The following is a 17,363-nucleotide window of genomic DNA, read 5'->3' as shown; positions in this document are numbered from 1 at the left end:
AAAGCCGGCATCTGCCGGCTTTTCGTTTATTTTCTCTTAGCATGCTTGCGCATATCGATAGCAACCGCAAGGATAATGATGGCGCCTTTTACAATAAACTGAATATATGGTGTTACACCAAGGAAAGCAAGTCCGTAGCTGATAATCTGGAAGATGAGAACGCCTGTAATAACGCCTGGCACTGTTCCGATCCCGCCTGATAGAGAAACGCCTCCCACAACACATGCTGCGATCGCATCAAGCTCGTACATGTTACCGGTGTTGTTCGTTGCAGAACCGACGCGTCCCGCTTCAAGGGCACCTGAGAAACCATACAGAAGGCCTGCAATAGTATAGATGATAAGCAGGTTTCTTGTTACGTTAACTCCAGATACTTTTGCAGCTTCGGGATTTCCGCCGATGGCGTACATGTTTTTTCCAAGCTGTGTTTTATTCCAGATCACCCAGATAATCACAGAAACAATGATCGCATAAATCACGAGATAAGGAATTTCATAGCTTCCAATCGGAATGCCGCGCTGAGCAAAGGTAGTGAATTTTGTGCTCAAGCCGCCGATTGGCTGTGCGCCGTATGGCGGGCGGTCAAAGTAAATGGAGGTCAAGCCGTACACGGTGATCATCATGCCAAGAGTGGCAATGAAAGGCGGAACGTGAAGCTTTGTCACAATCAGGCCGTTTACAGTACCGATAAGACCTGTCACAACCATTGCGATAAGGATCGGCACAAATACCGGCAGCTCTGGCAGATGCGGATACATTCTATAGGCATAATCTGTTGCCTGCAGCATGGAAGCAGAGATAACGGCAGCAAGGCCGACCATGCGTCCGGCTGAAAGGTCCGTTCCGAAGGTGATAAGGATTCCAGCCACCCCTAGAGCAATAATAATGCGGGAAGAAGACTGGCTGAGAATGTTCAAAAAGTTGGTAACAGATAAAAAGTCTGGTGATGCGATCACAATTCCAATCACAAGCAGAAGCAAAACGACGTAGATGACGTTATCAATCAGCCATTTTGTTATATTCGATCTTTTAGTTGCTTCATTATTCATTTGCTGTTCCTCCCTAGTACATCGCTGCAAAGCGCATGATTTCTTCCTGTGTTGCCGTCTTAGTCTCGACAACCCCTGCAGCTCTGCCGTTGCTCATGACAAGGATGCGGTCAGTGATGCCAAGGAGTTCCGGCATTTCAGATGAAATCATAATGATGCCTTTTCCTTCTGCAGCCAGTTCATTGATTAGCTGATAGATTTCAAATTTGGCCCCAACGTCAATTCCGCGGGTTGGTTCATCAAGCAGAAGAATCTCAGGACGCGTCAGCAGCCAGCGGCCGATGATCACTTTTTGCTGATTTCCGCCTGATAGGCTTCCGATTGGCGTTTTAACAGATGGCGTCCGGACTCTCATGGAATCCACCACCCATTTTGCATCTTCTCCCACCTTTTTATCAGAGAGAAAACCGCCCTTCGCACGGTACTTTTTCAAGTTGGAAATAATGGAGTTGAAGCTGACGCTGAGCTCTGGGAAAATCCCTGTGCTTCTGCGCTCCTCCGTCACAAGGGCAAATCCGTTTCTGATTGCATGCTGAGGAGAAGGGTTTTGGATTTCTTTTCCGTGAAGCTCCATTGTTCCGGATTCCAGTCCCCTGATGCCGAACATCGCTTCGACAATCTCTGTGCGCTTGGAACCGACAAGTCCGGCAATACCCAGGATTTCGCCTTTTCTTAAATCAAAGCTGACATTTTGAAAGCCCGGCTGCGTCAGAGCGGTAAAGTCTTTTACTTTTAAGATGACCTCTCCAGGATGGTTTTCTTTCGGAGGAAAGCGATGGGTTAGATCCCTTCCTACCATCAGTTTGATAATCTCTTCTGTTGTCAGCTCTGATGCCTCTTTTGTCGCAATGCTTTTCCCATCACGCATAATGGTTACTTCATCAGAAATCTTGAGAATTTCTTCCATTTTGTGAGAAATATAGATGATAGCTACGTTGTCGCTTTGCAGCTTCTTAATAATGCGGAACAGATGATCCACTTCTTTTTCTGTCAGTGAAGAAGTCGGTTCGTCCATCACAATAATCTTGGATTGATAAGATACCGCTTTGGCAATCTCAACCATCTGCATTTCTGAAACGGAGAGAGAGCTGACCTTTCGGCGGGGATCAATACTAATATCTAAATTTTTGAAAATAGCAGCTGTATCCTCGTACATTTTTTTCTCATCAATAAACAGCCCTTTTTTCGGATAGCGGCCCAGCCAAATATTGTCCATAACATTGCGCTGGCGCACCTGATTCAGCTCCTGATGCACCATGGAGACACCGCTCTCAAGAGCCTGCTTGGAAGTAGCAAACGCGACCTCCTGTCCTTCAAGCAGCACTTTTCCTTCATCCATGCTATAAATGCCGAAGAGGCATTTCATTAGGGTTGATTTGCCTGCGCCGTTTTCTCCCATCAAAGCATGAACACTGCCTGCCTTAACCTTTAAGGTCACATCCTGCAGCGCAATGACACCAGGAAACCGCTTTGTTAAATGAAGCATTTCCAATAAGTAAGGACTTTTCGTTACTGTCATCTGCGGACCTCCTTGCATACCACTTAAAAAATATGAGAGCACGGAAAGCCGTGCGTCTCATATTTTCGCCATTTGCTTTTTCTTATTTGTAAGCGTCTTTTCCAACTTGGATGTTGTCTTTCGTTACCTCAACATAAGGAACGCGGACAGAATGCATGTCGTCAAGCTTCCAGTCTGTTCCGTCTGTAACTTCTTTTCCATTCGCTGCGTTTGCGGCAAGCTGAACGGTTGCTGCCCCTTGGTTTTTCGCATCATTCAATATTGTACCGACCATTTTGCCTTTTTCGATCATTTCCAGTGCTTCCGGGATTGCGTCAACGCCTACAACAGGCATCACCTTATCGCCAGAGAAGTAGCCGGCTTTTTCAAGAGAAGAGATCGCACCAAGCGCCATGCCGTCGTTGTTGGCGATGACAAATTCGATTTTATCGCTGTATTTTGCAAGCCATGCATCCATTTTTTCCGTTGCTTTTGTTGCATCCCACATTGCTGTATCCATTGCAAGCTCTTCAACGTCAACGCCTTGCTCTTTCAAAGTGTCGACAACGAATTTTGTTCTTGCTTCAGCATCTGGATGTCCAGGCTCGCCCTTTAGAAGCACATATTGGATTTTGCCGTCTTTGTTTTTATCCCATTTATCTTTGTTTGCATTCCAAAGCTTTGCAATCATTTTTCCCTGGATCACGCCTGCTTCAGAAGAAGTTGTTCCAACGTAGTAAGCTTTATCATAGCTTTTCATAACAGAAGCATCAGGCTCTTTGTTAAAGAAGATGACTGGCAGATTCTTTGGTTTTGCTTTATCAATAACAGTGGAAGCTGCTTTTGGATCAACAAGGTTGATCGCAAGAGACTTGGCGCCTTTCGCAATAACCGTATCAATCTGTTCCATTTGTTTTGCCTGGTCATTCTGAGAGTCGTTCAGCAATAATTTTGCCTTGCCCTTTGCTGAAGTTTCCATTGCACGGCGTACATAGGACATGAAGTTATCATCATACTTGTAGATTGTAGCGCCTACAGTAGGCTCCCCTGAACCTCCGCCTGAACCGCTTGTTGAATTGCTGCATCCTGCCGCAAGCATCAATGCAGAAGCTACGGATAATGACAGAATGAACCCCTTTTTGATCTTAGCCATTTACTCAATCCCCTTTGACATAATATAAATGCTCAGATGTAAGCCTTTCCTGAAAGCGCTTAATCTGAGATTATTTTACAAGTTTAGTAAATATAAAACAACTGTTTTTTAATAATTTTATAAAAATACTGATAATTAAGACTCATATTTGGGTAAATTACTAAGTTGCAGCCTTGTTAAAACGGGGTAATTGGTTGGGTTTTAAAAATAAATTTGAAAGCGCTTTATTTTTATATGGAAACTCTTTGGCAAAGATAGTAAAATCTTTACTAAAGCAGTTTAGTAAATAAATAGGAAGGCTGCTGTAAGCGGCCATGTATGCAAGGGCAGGTGAAAGAGATTTTGGCGACTCTTAAAGATATAGCAAAAAAAGCGGGAGTTTCGCCCGCAACCGTTTCAAGAGTGCTGAATGAGGATGAAAATTTATCTGTTACAGCTGAAACAAAGGAACGAATCCTGGCTGCTGCAGAAAAGCTCGGCTATCAGAAGGAAAGGCAGTACAGCCGAAATAAGGCAAAACACTGTTTAAATATAGGATTATATTATTGGTACTCCAAGCATCAGGAGATTGCCGATCCTTACTACCATTCAATCAGACTTGGAATTGAAAAAGCCTGCTTCAGCAAAGGAATCAACCTTGTAAAACTATATAAGGAAAATAATGAGTTCAAAAGCCATTTCAACGGCCCGCTTCAGGGAGTGATCGCTGCCGGGAAATACAGCAAGGAAGACATCTGCCGATTTCAGCAGCTGTCATCAAGCTTTGTGCTCGTAGATTATTTTATCTCAAGAGAGATTGACTGCATTGTGCCTGATTTCCGCTCAGCTGTTGAAGATTCTCTTGACTATTTATTGGAAAATGGACATCAGACGATAGGGTTTATCGGCGGAAGGGAGTATGCAGCTAACGGCGAAACCATTTATGACAGACGCGAGAAAATCTTTTATGAATATATGACATTAAAAAATCTCTACCGACAAGAAAACGTTCATATCGGCGGCTTTACAGCAGAGGACGGATTTACGCTGATGGAAAAAGCTCTTGAAACGGAGACGAAGCCTACTGCCTTTTTTGTTGCAAGCGATTCAATGGCCATTGGAGCGCTCAGAGCGCTCCATGAAAAGGGAATACGGGTGCCTGAGGATATCTCAATCGTCAGCTTCAATGATATTGAATTAGCCCGGCATGTTCATCCGCCGCTCACAACAGTCCGCGTGCCAACCGAGTTTATGGGAGAGGCGGCAGTGGACCTGCTGCTGGAGCAGATCTCATCAAACAGAACGATAGCGAAACAGATTGTTGTGCCGTGCACACTGATTGAAAGGGGCAGCTCTGGTAAAGCTGGAAAGAAGGAGAAAGTATAGGATAAAAAAGGCCAAATCCCCTTGCCGGGCTTTGGCCTTTTATCTATTAGTCCAAAGTTTTCAAAGTTCTCAAGCTTCATTACAGCACCTCCAGCGGACCTTGTTTCCTCTATTATAATAAGAAAAGCATACCAATAAATTTTCAGATAACATTGAATTTTTAGTTTAATAGGTTTATAATCAACTATCATTTAACTAAGTGAAGCATTGAAAGGAGAGAGACAATGAATGTACTAGGAAGAATCAGCCAATTTGCGGGGAAGACCTTTATTATTTGGATTCTCTTGTTTGGCCTTATCAGCTTTTTTGCACCGCAGGGCTTTCTTTGGATTAAGCCGTATGTCTCCATCCTGCTTGGAGTGATCATGTTCGGTATGGGCATGACGCTGTCGATGAGTGATTTTAAAGAAGTGGGGAAAAATCCGAAAAGCGTGCTGATCGGCGTCGCCGCACACTATATCATCATGCCGGGAGTTGCCTATCTGCTTGCAGTGCTTTTTCATCTTCCAAAGGAATTGGCCATCGGCGTCATCCTTGTCGGCTGCTGTCCAAGCGGAACGGCTTCAAACGTGATGACGTTCCTTGCAAAAGGGGATACGGCCCTGGCCGTATCAGTCGCATCTGTATCTACTGTGCTGGCGCCGATCCTGACGCCTGCGATTATCTATCTGCTTGCAAGTTCCTGGCTTCAGGTTGATGCGGGAAAAATGTTTATTGAAGTGCTGGAAGTCATTCTGGTGCCGATTATCCTCGGCCTGCTTGTTCAATATTTCTTCAGGCGCCACGTAAAAGAAGCTGTCAAAGTCATGCCGCTCGTATCAGTTGTCGCGATTGTGGTCATTGTTACCTCTGTTATTGCCGGCAGCCATGACATGATTGTGCAATCCGGCCTTCTTGTACTTGGCGTCGTAGTGCTGCACAACGTCATTGGTTTTGCCCTCGGTTTTTTGGCAGCCCGACTTTGCGGCTTAAGCTACGAAGCCCAAAAAGCCATCACATTCGAAGTCGGCATGCAGAACTCAGGGCTTGGCGCGACACTTGCCATGACCCACTTTTCTCCGGCAGCAGCCGTACCAAGCGCTATTTTCAGCTTTTGGCACAACGTATCAGGCCCGCTCCTGGCAACCTATTGGGCTTCCCGGCAGGCTAAAAAGGAAAAGCGAAAAAATGACGTTCCAAAGGCGATCTCTAAGTTTTCATAATAAAAAAACGGCCTGCATAAGGCCGTTTTTTTATTGAAAAATTTCATCTATGATTTTAATCTCTTCTTCTGTTAACTGCACATCAAGCGTTTTTAAGTTCTGGGTAACCTGCTCAGGCTTTTTCGCCCCTGGAATTAAAGCATCAATGGAATCCTGCCTCAAATACCAGGCGAGCACAACATGCGCCGTTTCTGCGCCTTTTGCCTCGGCAATTTCTTTTACCTTGTCCACCTTCTCAAGGTTTTTAATAAACGCTTCGCCCTGGAAAAGAGGATTTTTTGCTCTTCCATCATTAAATGTCGTATCCTTCGTATATTTTCCGCCAAGAAGGCCGGCAGCGAGCGGAAAATACGGAACAAACGATATGCCGTTCTCTGCTGTATAAGGGAGAAGATCCTTTTCCGCTTCCCGCTTGAACAAATTGTACTCAGACTGAAGAACATCAACATAGCCATCCTTGTTTGCTTCCTTCAGCTGTTGAATTGAAAAGTTGGAAACTCCGATGGCCTTAATCTTTCCGGCATCCTTCAGTTCCTTCAAGGCGCCGACAGCCTCTGCCTTCGGTGTATCTTCATCAGGGAAATGGATGTAGAAAAGATCAATATAATCTGTCTGCAGGCGTTTCAAACTGCTCTCAACCGCATCTTTTAAAAATGCTGGAGAATTATCCATTTTCACAGTGCCATTGACGATTTTATGAGATCCCTTAGTCGCAATAACGAGATTGCCGCGTCCGCCCTTCTCCTTCACCACTTCTCCAATCAGTTCCTCAGAACGCTCAGGTCCATAAATGAAAGCCGTATCCAAAAAATTAATGCCAGCCTCAATGGCTGTGCGCACAACATCCCTTCCTGTTTCCTCATTAAGATTTGGATAAATGTTATGGCCGCCGACAGCGTTCGTCCCTAATCCGATTGGGTTAACAGTAAGATCTGATTTACCTAAAGCTGCTTGGTTTGGCAATTGAGCTTCACTCCTTTTTTGGGGATGGTTTTATGATAGCAGAGCGGGCGGCGGTGTGAGAAATACTGTGTTTTGGGAAACTGCACTAATAGGGACGTGGGGCAGCTTCTCATTATTGCTCAAACCCTTGCTGGTAACTTGTAACCGGCCGTTCGGGAAAATAAAGGGCTTTTTTGAGAAAATAACAGCCGGTTTCGGGAAAATGTCCGCTCAGTTCGGGAATATGGTGCTGGGTTTCGGGAATATGACGCGGTGCAGAGTTCAGAAAAAGTCTTTTCCCTTTATAAAAATGAATTATGCCGCCTCAAATAAGAAGCGAGATTCAGGGTATTGCTCAAAACCTTGTTTGGCACTTAGCAGCTGGCCGTTCGGGAAAATGAAGGGCTTTTTTGAGAATATAACAGCCGGTTTCGGGAAATTGTCCGCTCCATTCGGGAATATGGAGTTGAGTTTCGGGAATATGACGCGGTGCAAAGGTCAGAAAAAGTCTTTTCTCTTTGTAATAGTGAATTTTGCCGCTCTAAGTATGGAGTAAGATTCAGGGTATTGCTCAAAACCTTGCCTTGCACTTAGTAACCGGCCCTTCGGGAAAATAGAGTCCTTTTTTGAGAATATAACAGCCGGTTTCGGGAAAATGCCCGCTCTATTTGGGAATATGGAGCTGGGTTTCGGGAATATGACGTGGTGCAGATTTCAGAAAAAAGGACAGACACTTCCAGCCCGGTGTCTGTCCTTTTTATTTGATCTGTATGTTTTATTCTCCTTCAACCCAAACGGAAACACTTCCGCCATTTACAGGGAACACTCCAAATCCATCTTCTTCAATTTCAACCGTATCCTGGCGGTTGCCTGTGCAGTCTTCCCATACTTGGCCAGCTCTTTCTTCGCCGACGAACATCCGCTTTTCACCTTCATCGCCGTTTGATAGGACAACAGCGCAGCCGGATTTTTCGAATTCTTCTGTTCCGCGTCTAACCCAGCCAATTGTATTCGGGTGATCGAAATAATCGTCCTGCTCGCCGTAAGCATGGTGGTAGCGGGCGTGCAGAAGGGGATCGATCGCTTCTTTTTTGCCGTCAATCGGATATTCCCCTTGTAAGCCGTAATAATCTCCATAGAAAACAACAGGATAACCGTCTCTTCTTAGAAGAATGAGAGCATACGCGCTTTGCTTGAACCAGTCCTCAACCCACGATTCCAGTGATTCGCCTGGCTGAGAATCATGATTATCAACAAAAGTAACTGCATTTAATGGATGTGAGCTGACAAGTGTATCATCAAAGATCGTGGAGAGATCAAAGTCTTTGCCTGCCTGAGATGCTTCATGCAGCTTATAGTGAAGGGTAACGTCGAAAATATCAATTTGATAGTCTACCGTGTCAAGGAATTCCTGGCATGCTTCAAGCTGGGTGTTCCAGAACTCTCCGACCATATAAAAATTTTCGCCGCAGTGTTCTTTCATCGTGTTGGCGAATTCACGGATGAAATTGTGATTGATGTGTTTGATGGCATCCAATCGGTAGCCGTTCAAGTCAAGCGTTGTGGCCATCCATTTTCCCCACTCAAGCATTTGCTCTTTAACTTCAGGGTGATCATAGTCAATGTTGGCAAACATAAGATAGTCATAGTTTCCGAATTCATCATCCACATTTTCGTTCCAGTCTTTGTTTTCCCCAACAATCCGGAACACACCGGTTTTACCGGTTTTTTTGTCATAGTCTGTGCCGTTGAAATGGGTATGATTCCATTTAAAATCAGAGTATTTTCCTTTTCTGCCTGGAAAAGTGAATTTTGTCCAGCCTTCTATTTCAAAGGGTTCAGAAATCTCTTCTTCTCTGTTTTCAGGATTTACTTCTATAACTTCAAATACTTCTGTTTCGTCTGCTGCTGCTTTATGGTTCATCACAACATCTGCATAGACACAGATTCCTTCTTCGTGACATGCTTCAATTGCTTCAACCAGTTGCTGCTTTGTACCGTATTTAGTCCGTACGGTTCCTTTTTGGTCGAATTCTCCAAGATCGTACAGATCATATATGCCATACCCAGTATCATCCTGGGCTTGTCCTTTAGTTGCAGGGGGGATCCAAACAGAATCTATGCCGTTTTCCTTCATTTCTTTTGCTCTTTCTTTCAGACGGTCCCAGTGCTTCCCATCCTGTTCGACATACCACTCGAAAAATTGCATCATTGTATGATTCCGTTCCATCCTCGTGCTCCCCCTAGAATTTGATTTTCATAGAAATAGAGTTCTAATGGTTTATATCACTAGGAGGAACTTCCTAAACCTATAAAAGAAGAGAAAGCGCTTGCTTCCTCTTCTTTTTATTCAATGCTGTTAAATTTGCAGCTGCAGAGTCTCCCTCTGCCTAAAAACCATCAATTAAGCGATGGATGCGCCGACCAGTGACTCTGGTGATTGACCGAGTGAAAGGCGGCTGATTTTTGTATATCCGCAGCTGTTTGTTAAAATATTTTGCAGCTTTTTAAAGTTTGCATCAGCAGTCAGTTTTGCTACTTCGTTTTCATATAAAGCTATAATGGAAGGCTTCACACCGTTAGGGCGGCAAAGTTCCGCCTCGTTTCCAGTTAGAAGACAGCCCATATAGCTGTATTTAAATTGAAATTGTCTTGTAAGGTTAACGATATGCATCCATTTTTGGAAAAGCACAGGTTCGTTTTTGCTGATTTCTTCCAAAGAAGCTTTCAGGTTTTTTAATTCTTCAATGCTTGATACGGCTACCATTTTTTCTGCACTTCCTTTCAATCCCAAGGTTTGTTAAGATTAAGATTTTGCGCCAGTTCTTTGCTTTGTGTTCTTCTGAGCTTTCTCATTTCTGCTCTGGCTTTTGCTGTTTCAAAGATGAATTTTTCTTCATCTGTTTCTGGAATAACACCAGGCACTTCCAATGGTCGCTTGTTCTCATCAAGTGCTACAAATGTTAAAAAGGCTGTTGCGGCAATTCGGCGGTCACCGTTCATCATGTCTTCTGCAATAACCTTGCAGAAAATCTCCATAGACGTTCTGCCTGTATAAGAAACAAAGGATTCAATGCAGACAGAGTCTGTTTGATGGATCGGACATAAAAAGTCAATATGATCCGTTGAAGCTGTCACGCATTCCTTTGCTCTGGAATGCCGGCGAGCTGATAATGTCGCGGCACTGTCCAGTCTTTTCATCAGAACCCCTCCGAAAAGGGTGTTATAGTTATTTAAATCACAGGATAATACCTGATCTGTATTGATTATGCGGCTAACTTTCGTTTTAATTGGTTCCATTTAAGACCATATCCTTTCGCTGCACCAATTCATTACTGCAATAATTGTAGTATGGGATTTTTCGTAAGTACAATGGATAGTTTTTATTAGATCTATAGGGATAATCTATGTAAATGCTTACTTTTAATGATAGCGTTTACTTTTTGAATATAATAAAAAAACAGCCTGCGATCGCGGCTGTCAGTTGCTGAATTGTTCTTTTGTGAAGGATAGCCACTCTCTGGCTGCGTAAGAGAGATAGTGGTCTTTACGCCATATAATGGCGAGTTTCCAAGAGATGGACGGGTTTACAACCTTGATGGCTTTTACTTTTGTTGTTAAGTGATTACATATGCTTGCCGGGAGCAGGGTAACACCAAGCTTGCAGGCAACCATTTCTGCGATAAAATCCCATTGGGATGTTTCCGAAATGATGCGGGGGGTAAAACCTGCACTGATGCAGGAAGATAAAATCCGGTCATGAAGGGCAAAATCTTTATTAAAAAGAATAAATGATTCGTTTTTCAGCTCTTCCAAATTCACTTGTTCTTTATCAGCCAGGTGATGCCCCGGATGAACAATCAGCTTAAAATCTTCTTCTTCAAGCGGGAAGTAATCAAACAAACCTTCATTTGTCGGAAGCACAACAAGCCCGGCGTCCAATAAATCCTGACTAACTTCTTCTTCAATCTTCTTAGACCCTTCCTCTTCTAAATGGAAGTTGATATCATTGAATTTTTCATGAAAATCCCCCAAAAGCTTTGGAATAAAACTGGAATCTATAATAGGCGGGACACCGATGCGGACGACGCCTTTTTTCAAACTGAGCAGATCGTCGAGCTCCATTTCGAGACTGCGGAAGGCTTTGTTTATTGATAGAGCCTGCTCGTATATAACCTGTCCTGCATCTGTAAGCGTCAATTTCTTTCGTGAGCGCTTAAATAGCTGAACACCGAGCTCTTCTTCCAAGTTTTTGATCATTTTGCTGATTGTAGGCTGGGTTATGAAAAGATGTTCCGCTGCCTGGGTGAAGCTTTTAAAGCGGACGACTTCTATAAAATAGTGCAAGTGCTTGATATCCATTGGCTCACCCTTTTTACTTTATATGCTTGCATTGTCTCAAAAATTGACTAAAGATGCACGTTATGTTCTTTTGACATAAAATATGTCATTTTCATCATGATATAATAATAAAAAAGAAGACTAAGGAAGAAACGGGGAGTTGCAGATGAATTCAAACCTGACAGAGCACTTGAAAACGACAAAAAAGAATATTCGCAAGCAGCTGATCCAGTCGGTTTTCAACCAGTTTGATTCAGAACTGATGAAGCTTCCGGATAATCTTCGGCGGGCTAAATACCAAAAAATGAAGGAGAACCCTTTTCGGTTTTACAGGGGAAGTGCCTTTTTGTTTTATTTTGATATGGCCAATATTCCTTTTTCCTTTCATACCCCTTCTGAAAAGCCTGCATGGATTCAAGGGGACTTGCATTTTGAGAATTTCGGAGCATTTCAGAATGAGAGAGGCGAGCTTGTCTATGATGTGAATGATTTTGATGAAGGTTATTTGGGTTCTTATTTATACGATATTGTCAGGATGTGCGTCAGTATTGCACTGTATGGAGAATCTCTAGGTTTGGATGAGGAAGAGCAGAAGGGGAGAATCAGAGAGTTCCTCAGTTCTTACTATGCCCAGCTGGAACGGTATAGAGACAAAAAGGAATCCCCCTATACTTCTGACTTTTCCCGTGAAAATACAAAAGGTCCTGTTAAAAAGGTGCTGAAAAAGCTTGAAAAGCGGAAAGCTGATCATTTAATAAGCGGAATAACAGTTTTGAAAACAGGGAAAGACAGGCAGTTTATTAAATCGGAAGAAATTCAGCATATTTCTGAAGAATGCAAAGGAAAAATTTTGGAGGCTTGGCCTTCTTATATCTCCAGTATTTCCCCTGAATATAGAAAAGAGACTGGTTTTTATGAGGTGAAGGATTTGGCTGCCAAGAAAGGCTCTGGAACAGCTTCTATTGGTTTAGATAGGTACTATGCACTAATTGAAGGAGAAGGTGGAGAGGATAATGACCTTATTCTGGAAATTAAAGAAGTTCGTCCCCCTGTCCCTGGTTATTTCCTCCCCTTTCAGGACGATTTTTGGGAAGCATTTGCCCATCAGGGTAAACGGGTAGCTGCTACACAGCAGGCCATGCATCATTATGGCGATCCCTACCTAGGTTTTTTCACAGCAGATGGCAAAGAGTTTTATGTGAGAGAACGTTCCCCTTATAAAAAACGCATTAAGGCAAAACAACTGAAGGATACAGAGTGCTGGGATGACACCCTTGCTGTAATGGGAAGAATTACAGCAAAAATTCATTCCCGAGCTGATAAAGACATTGAGCAGGGGCTGCTCGATTATCACAGCGAAGAGGAAATTTTGAAAGCTATCGGCTCCCAGTTTGACATCTTTCAATCAGAACTGGTTTTTACGGCTATGACCTATAAGCGTCAGGTGATTCTTGATTATGAGATCTTTTGCAGCTGGCTTACAGAGAGTCAATCTTCTTAATAGTTTTGTGCTTCGCCCTGGCTATTTTAAGCCAGGGTGTTTTTTTAGCAGAGTGCTGTGAAGTTTGCTGATCATTTATAATCAACTTGCTAATTTTCACAAAAACTCGTTAAAAAGTTTCTGTTTACAAAAAAGTATACAAGAAAACAGATTGTATACAAAATGATTGCAAAATGTAAACATGTAAACAAAGACGTATGCATGTTGGTATTAAAGGATGTGTACAAATTTAGAAACATTGTATACATTTACCGTTTGATTGTTTACAATATTAGTAGGGTTGTATACATAAATGTTTGCGTCCATAGGCTTATTTCGAAATTTCTTATCAGTTGAGCCAGGAAAAACCCTGCCAGTCTCGAATCATATAATCTAAACTATTTAAAGAAGGGAAAGTTGAAAAATGACGAATTCAAGAATTGCTGCGGTAGATGTTGGAAACGACGCAGTGAAAGCCCTATTCGGAAAGCTTGATTCAGAGCTTTACATACCAAATGTCGTTGCAAGAGATTTAGAAGACAGACCTGTTATTGGAATTGAAGAACTAGATGAGAAGGACCCGCTGGAGAATATCCATATTCGTGTTCACTCCCCTGCCCTCACAGAGAATAATGTGATTTACCGGGTTGGAAGCCTTGCAACAAAGAGCAGCAATTCAACTGAGCTCGATCCAGGCAGCCACAAGTCAGAAGAAGACCAGACGCTTGTCATGCTTTTTGCCGCTCTTGCTCTTGATGCGGTGGACGAGAAAAAAGACAAAGGCTTCAGAAAAACAAACAATGTCATTGATGCCAACTACACACTTGGGACAGGCCTTCCGCTAAGAGAAGTGAAAGAAGGCAAGGATGTCGGCTACAGAGCTCAGCTCCTCGGATCTGTTCATCAAGTAGAATTTTTGGTCACACCAAAATATCAGGGACTGAAAGTAAACATTAAATTTGACGAAGTAAAAGTATATCCGGAAGGCTTTGCGGCCTATATTAATCTCGTCATGGATAATGACTTGAACATCATTAATAAAGACCTGATTGACAAGCGCATCCTGATTCAGGATATCGGCGGCCTTTCTACAGATATCGCGGTAATCCGCAACAGAAATGTAGATGACGACAAAGCACAGGGCTTTAACCTTGGTGTCTCAGAATCTCTTGAAGCAATCCGGGAAGAAATCCGGACAAAGCATGGCGTTGAGCTGGACAGCAGAAGAGATGTTGTCGAGATTATTACCCGCAAAAACGACCGCAACCACATTATGGTCAGAGGAAGCAGAACAAGCGTACATGATATTACAGACCGTATTTTGCTTGAGCTTGCGAAAAAGCAATATCGTTTCCTCCGCAACGTATGGCAGCGCAATTCACAGACAGAGATCTGCTATTTCGTAGGCGGCGGTGCATCTGTCCTGAAGGATTATTTGAAAACACTCAACAACAACCTTGACGGCTATAACATTGAGTTTTTCGAAGATGAAAAAGAAAGCATCTGGATGATGTCCAATGCTTATTACAAGCTGATTTCTGATTATGTCAGAAGAAATCAAAAGACCGAAGAAAAAAAGGATGAGAAGGCAAAAGCAGCTTCATCCAAATAAGGTGATGGACTATGAAACCTTCGGATAAAGGCATTCAGAGGGGGCAGGCGATCACGTTCCGCGTTCCCTCTGATACACCTGACCATCTCCTCAAACAGCTGCAAAAGCTGAAGGAGACAGAACGAAGAAATTTTTCCAGCAAAATATCTGATTTTGTCCTAAAAGGAGTAGGAGAATCTCTTTCGAAAGATCGGGAAACCCTGACTGTTCCTCTCCCTCGGCAGCTGACAAAGGAACAGCGCAGCTGGCTGAAGCATGAGCATTCAGAAGCTCTGCTTGGAAGCCTCATTTTTCAGCTGCTCTCAAATCCGGTCAGGGCTACAGCGTTGCTCGCTTCCTTAAACAGCAATGCGATCGATATCGACGAAGCCCTCTATCTGCAGGAGGAAACGTCTGCTGCATCTGAACCGGTAATGATAGAACAAGAGCAGCCTGAAGAACCTGAGTGGACAGATCTGGATGATGATGATTTAGATGACTTTAATTTGGACAAAATACAGGGTGAACTTGAGTCTGCAAGAGCGGAGCGGAAAGAGCCGGAAGAGAGCGTGGATGACCTGCTGGGAGGATTTCTCTCCAGCATGAATAAGTAAGAAAAACATGGAAAAGAGCGGATCCTGCATCTGCTCTTTTTTTCAAGAAAGGTGTGCTGAAATATGGCGGCATTTAACGAATTAGGCATCAAGAGCAGTTTAGTCCATATGCTTGAACAGCAGCATATAACTTCCCCAACCCCTATTCAGGCAAAAACCATACCTGTGCTGCTTGAAGGAAAAGATTTAATCGGGCAGGCTGAAACAGGGTCAGGAAAGACAATAGCTTTCCTCTTGCCGATACTTCAAACTATTGATACAGAGAATGAAGCTGTCCAAGCCATGGTGGTTGCTCCGACAAGAGAGCTTGCCAGGCAAATCTGGGAAGAGGCTGTTAAGCTGAATGACGGAGCACTCCGCCTTCTCGCAGTGTATGGCGGGCAGGATGTGGAAAGACAGATGACAAAGCTGAAAAGGAATCCTCAGCTCATCATCGGCACTCCAGGAAGGATTTTAGACCACCTTAGAAGAGAAACGCTGAACCTCTCAGAAATAAAGACACTTGTACTTGATGAAGCAGACCAAATGCTGCATATCGGATTTTTGCCAGATGTAAAGCAGATTCTTCGGCATACGCCTGAAGAGAAGCAGATGGTTCTGTTTTCAGCAACGCTGACGCCTGCCGTAAAAGATTTGGCAGCCCGCTATACGAAAGATGCAGCAGATGTGTCAGAAGAGAAAACACACCTTTCTGTCAGGGGCATTAAGCAAAGAGTGCTGTATTTATCAGACAGGCAAAAAAAGGGGGCACTTTGCCAAATCATCCGTGATTACCGCCCTTATCTCGCCATCGTATTTTGCCGGACAAAACGCAGAGCGCAGAAGCTGAACGATGACCTGAAGGGGCTAGGCTTCCTCTGTGATGCGCTCCACGGAGACCTGTCTCAGGCGAAGAGAGAACGCGTCATGGCAAGTTTTAAAAAGGCCAAGCTGCAGATCCTGATTGCAACAGACGTTGCGGCAAGAGGCATAGACGCTGAAGGGGTCACACATGTTATCAATTATGATATCCCGGAGGATGCAGACAGCTACATTCACCGCATCGGAAGAACAGGCAGAGCTGGCAGCACAGGCCTTGCCATCACATTCGCAGGTCCAAAGGACAGCGGCATACTGGACCAAATTAAAAAAGCAACAGAAGCTCCCATTCAGGAAATGGACCTTGATATGACCAGCGAGAAGTAAATCGGCAATTTCCTTTAAATAAAAGTTTTGATAAAATAAACAAAAATAGAGGAACTTATCGACACTAGTGAGCAGGGGAGTATAAAAAATGCATAGAAACCAAGAGCTATATCAGCATTTAAAAGCAAATATAAGACAAATCAGCGATATTTGGTACAGCCGAATTGAAGACACGGATCCAGAGTCAGTGTATTCCTCTAAAGACCCTGTCATCGTTGAAGAGCTTAAAGAAATGAACTTGGATTTCCTCGATCACCTATTTCGGATTTTTATTGAAGAAGAGCAGTCATTCTTTGCAGAGTTTAAAAAATGGTCCCAGGCTCTTGCAAGAGACCAGAAGCATTACAGTACTCCTATCCAATACATAGTCAGAGAATATGTAAGGCTCCAGGATGTCGTAATGGAGAAAATCAAAGAATTTTTCTACTTTAAAAATGGTGAAATATCGATAGACCGCATGCTGTCGTGGTATGATCTCGTTGTTCGGTCCGTTAATCTTTCTGTTTTTATGTTTATCGAAGAAGCAAATAAAATCACAAAGATGCAGCTGGAAGCACAAAGTGAAATGATTAATGAACTAAGCTCACCTGTTATTTTATTGCAAAATAAAAGTGCGCTGCTCCCTCTCATCGGTGACATAGACACGTCCAGAGCAAAACTTATCCTTGAGAACACATTGAAGGAATGTTCTGAGAAAAATGTAGATCACCTTTGCATCGATCTCTCAGGTGTGGTCATGATTGATACTATGGTGGCCCATGAAATATTCAACTTGATTAAAACGTTAAAGCTCGTAGGCGTTTCCTCCACCTTGTCCGGTATTCGCCCGGAGATAGCTCAAACAGCCGTTCAGCTCGGCATCCCGTTTTACGATATCTCCATCGCTTCTTCCTTAGCAGATGCGCTGAACAGCATTAAAAGGTAAAAAAGACCCGATTCATAA

General features: G+C 43.4%; 16 protein-coding genes. 8 read left to right on the top strand and 8 right to left on the bottom strand.

Annotation, left to right across the window (positions count from 1 at the left end; all coding sequences use genetic code 11):
* Positions 1 to 26 precede the first annotated feature (26 nt).
* The 3 genes from mglC to mglB all read right to left on the bottom strand — a co-directional run bounded on the left by mglC (position 27) and on the right by mglB (position 3,700).
* Positions 27 to 1,049: a galactose/methyl galactoside ABC transporter permease MglC gene (mglC, locus tag LRR81_RS20840; protein ID WP_231791349.1), complete on the bottom strand. Its 1,023-nt coding sequence runs from the start codon at positions 1,047 to 1,049 to the stop codon at positions 27 to 29.
* Between the two features lie 13 nt (positions 1,050 to 1,062).
* Positions 1,063 to 2,568, bottom strand: coding sequence for a galactose/methyl galactoside ABC transporter ATP-binding protein MglA (gene mglA, locus LRR81_RS20835; protein ID WP_231791348.1), 1,506 nt, complete (start codon positions 2,566 to 2,568; stop codon positions 1,063 to 1,065).
* A gap of 82 nt (positions 2,569 to 2,650) precedes the next feature.
* The gene (gene mglB, locus LRR81_RS20830) at positions 2,651 to 3,700 is read right to left on the bottom strand and encodes a galactose/glucose ABC transporter substrate-binding protein MglB (protein WP_231791347.1); all 1,050 of its coding nucleotides are present in this window, start codon (positions 3,698 to 3,700) and stop codon (positions 2,651 to 2,653) included.
* 342 nt (positions 3,701 to 4,042) lie between these two features.
* On the opposite strand from mglB, the gene LRR81_RS20825 reads away from it, so the two are divergent.
* Positions 4,043 to 5,065 carry a LacI family DNA-binding transcriptional regulator gene (locus tag LRR81_RS20825; protein WP_231791346.1) on the top strand — a complete coding sequence of 341 codons (1,023 nt, stop codon included), beginning with the start codon at positions 4,043 to 4,045 and terminating at the stop codon, positions 5,063 to 5,065.
* Between the two features lie 224 nt (positions 5,066 to 5,289).
* Positions 5,290 to 6,267 carry a bile acid:sodium symporter family protein gene (locus LRR81_RS20820; protein ID WP_231791345.1) on the top strand — a complete coding sequence of 326 codons (978 nt, stop codon included), beginning with the start codon at positions 5,290 to 5,292 and terminating at the stop codon, positions 6,265 to 6,267.
* 30 nt (positions 6,268 to 6,297) lie between these two features.
* Here the strand turns inward: LRR81_RS20820 and LRR81_RS20815 are convergent, their stop codons facing one another.
* Positions 6,298 to 7,230, bottom strand: a complete 933-nt coding sequence (locus tag LRR81_RS20815) for an aldo/keto reductase (RefSeq protein ID WP_231791344.1) — start codon at positions 7,228 to 7,230, stop codon at positions 6,298 to 6,300.
* A 55-nt stretch (positions 7,231 to 7,285) separates the two neighbouring features.
* Between LRR81_RS20815 and LRR81_RS20810 the strand changes: the two genes are divergently transcribed.
* Positions 7,286 to 7,765, top strand: coding sequence for a hypothetical protein (locus tag LRR81_RS20810; RefSeq protein WP_231791343.1), 480 nt, complete (start codon positions 7,286 to 7,288; stop codon positions 7,763 to 7,765).
* A gap of 219 nt (positions 7,766 to 7,984) precedes the next feature.
* Here LRR81_RS20810 and LRR81_RS20805 read toward each other — a convergent pair whose 3' ends face one another.
* From LRR81_RS20805 to cidR, 4 genes are all read right to left on the bottom strand, one after another.
* Complete coding sequence (locus LRR81_RS20805) at positions 7,985 to 9,439, bottom strand: alpha-amylase (RefSeq protein ID WP_231791342.1); 1,455 nt, start codon at positions 9,437 to 9,439, stop codon at positions 7,985 to 7,987.
* Between the two features lie 174 nt (positions 9,440 to 9,613).
* Entirely contained in the window at positions 9,614 to 9,976 is a 363-nt protein-coding gene (locus LRR81_RS20800) for a hypothetical protein (protein WP_231791341.1), read from the bottom strand.
* A 17-nt stretch (positions 9,977 to 9,993) separates the two neighbouring features.
* Positions 9,994 to 10,509 carry an acyl-CoA thioesterase gene (locus LRR81_RS20795; RefSeq protein WP_231791340.1) on the bottom strand — a complete coding sequence of 172 codons (516 nt, stop codon included), beginning with the start codon at positions 10,507 to 10,509 and terminating at the stop codon, positions 9,994 to 9,996.
* A 180-nt stretch (positions 10,510 to 10,689) separates the two neighbouring features.
* Positions 10,690 to 11,571 carry a cidABC operon transcriptional activator CidR gene (gene cidR / locus LRR81_RS20790; RefSeq protein WP_231791339.1) on the bottom strand — a complete coding sequence of 294 codons (882 nt, stop codon included), beginning with the start codon at positions 11,569 to 11,571 and terminating at the stop codon, positions 10,690 to 10,692.
* A gap of 145 nt (positions 11,572 to 11,716) precedes the next feature.
* Here cidR and LRR81_RS20785 point away from each other — a divergent pair, with 145 nt between their 5' ends.
* The 5 genes from LRR81_RS20785 (at position 11,717) to LRR81_RS20765 (ending at position 17,345) form a co-directional block, all read left to right on the top strand.
* The gene (locus LRR81_RS20785; protein ID WP_231791338.1) at positions 11,717 to 13,051 is read left to right on the top strand and encodes a DUF2252 domain-containing protein; all 1,335 of its coding nucleotides are present in this window, start codon (positions 11,717 to 11,719) and stop codon (positions 13,049 to 13,051) included.
* Between the two features lie 403 nt (positions 13,052 to 13,454).
* A complete protein-coding gene (locus tag LRR81_RS20780; protein ID WP_231791337.1) occupies positions 13,455 to 14,642 on the top strand; it encodes a ParM/StbA family protein in 1,188 nt (395 codons plus the stop codon).
* An 11-nt stretch (positions 14,643 to 14,653) separates the two neighbouring features.
* On the top strand, positions 14,654 to 15,235 hold the full coding sequence (locus LRR81_RS20775; RefSeq protein ID WP_231791336.1) for a hypothetical protein: 582 nt from the start codon (positions 14,654 to 14,656) through the stop codon (positions 15,233 to 15,235).
* Positions 15,236 to 15,298: 63 nt separating this feature from the next.
* Positions 15,299 to 16,420, top strand: a complete 1,122-nt coding sequence (locus LRR81_RS20770; protein ID WP_231791335.1) for a DEAD/DEAH box helicase — start codon at positions 15,299 to 15,301, stop codon at positions 16,418 to 16,420.
* A gap of 88 nt (positions 16,421 to 16,508) precedes the next feature.
* Positions 16,509 to 17,345, top strand: coding sequence for an STAS domain-containing protein (locus tag LRR81_RS20765; RefSeq protein ID WP_231791334.1), 837 nt, complete (start codon positions 16,509 to 16,511; stop codon positions 17,343 to 17,345).
* Positions 17,346 to 17,363: the final 18 nt, after the last annotated feature.

The organism is Metabacillus kandeliae (genome assembly GCF_021166585.1).
GTDB classification, from domain to species: domain Bacteria; phylum Bacillota; class Bacilli; order Bacillales; family Bacillaceae; genus Metabacillus_B; species Metabacillus_B kandeliae.
Note: the sequence above shows the minus strand (reverse complement) of the source record. Positions and strands in the feature narration are given on the sequence as shown.

Excerpts from the sequence above, each read along its gene's own strand:
- LRR81_RS20795 (WP_231791340.1), bottom strand. The coding sequence starts at position 10,509 with ATGGAACCAATTAAAACGAAAGTTAGCCGCATAATCAATACAGATCAG.
- LRR81_RS20800 (WP_231791341.1), bottom strand. The coding sequence starts at position 9,976 with ATGGTAGCCGTATCAAGCATTGAAGAATTAAAAAACCTGAAAGCTTCT.
- LRR81_RS20785 (WP_231791338.1), top strand. The coding sequence starts at position 11,717 with ATGAATTCAAACCTGACAGAGCACTTGAAAACGACAAAAAAGAATATT.
- LRR81_RS20820 (WP_231791345.1), top strand. The coding sequence starts at position 5,290 with ATGAATGTACTAGGAAGAATCAGCCAATTTGCGGGGAAGACCTTTATT.
- mglC (WP_231791349.1), bottom strand. The coding sequence starts at position 1,049 with ATGAATAATGAAGCAACTAAAAGATCGAATATAACAAAATGGCTGATT.
- LRR81_RS20765 (WP_231791334.1), top strand. The coding sequence starts at position 16,509 with ATGCATAGAAACCAAGAGCTATATCAGCATTTAAAAGCAAATATAAGA.
- mglB (WP_231791347.1), bottom strand. The coding sequence starts at position 3,700 with ATGGCTAAGATCAAAAAGGGGTTCATTCTGTCATTATCCGTAGCTTCT.
- cidR (WP_231791339.1), bottom strand. The coding sequence starts at position 11,571 with ATGGATATCAAGCACTTGCACTATTTTATAGAAGTCGTCCGCTTTAAA.
- mglA (WP_231791348.1), bottom strand. The coding sequence starts at position 2,568 with ATGACAGTAACGAAAAGTCCTTACTTATTGGAAATGCTTCATTTAACA.
- LRR81_RS20775 (WP_231791336.1), top strand. The coding sequence starts at position 14,654 with ATGAAACCTTCGGATAAAGGCATTCAGAGGGGGCAGGCGATCACGTTC.
- LRR81_RS20770 (WP_231791335.1), top strand. The coding sequence starts at position 15,299 with ATGGCGGCATTTAACGAATTAGGCATCAAGAGCAGTTTAGTCCATATG.
- LRR81_RS20780 (WP_231791337.1), top strand. The coding sequence starts at position 13,455 with ATGACGAATTCAAGAATTGCTGCGGTAGATGTTGGAAACGACGCAGTG.
- LRR81_RS20805 (WP_231791342.1), bottom strand. The coding sequence starts at position 9,439 with ATGGAACGGAATCATACAATGATGCAATTTTTCGAGTGGTATGTCGAA.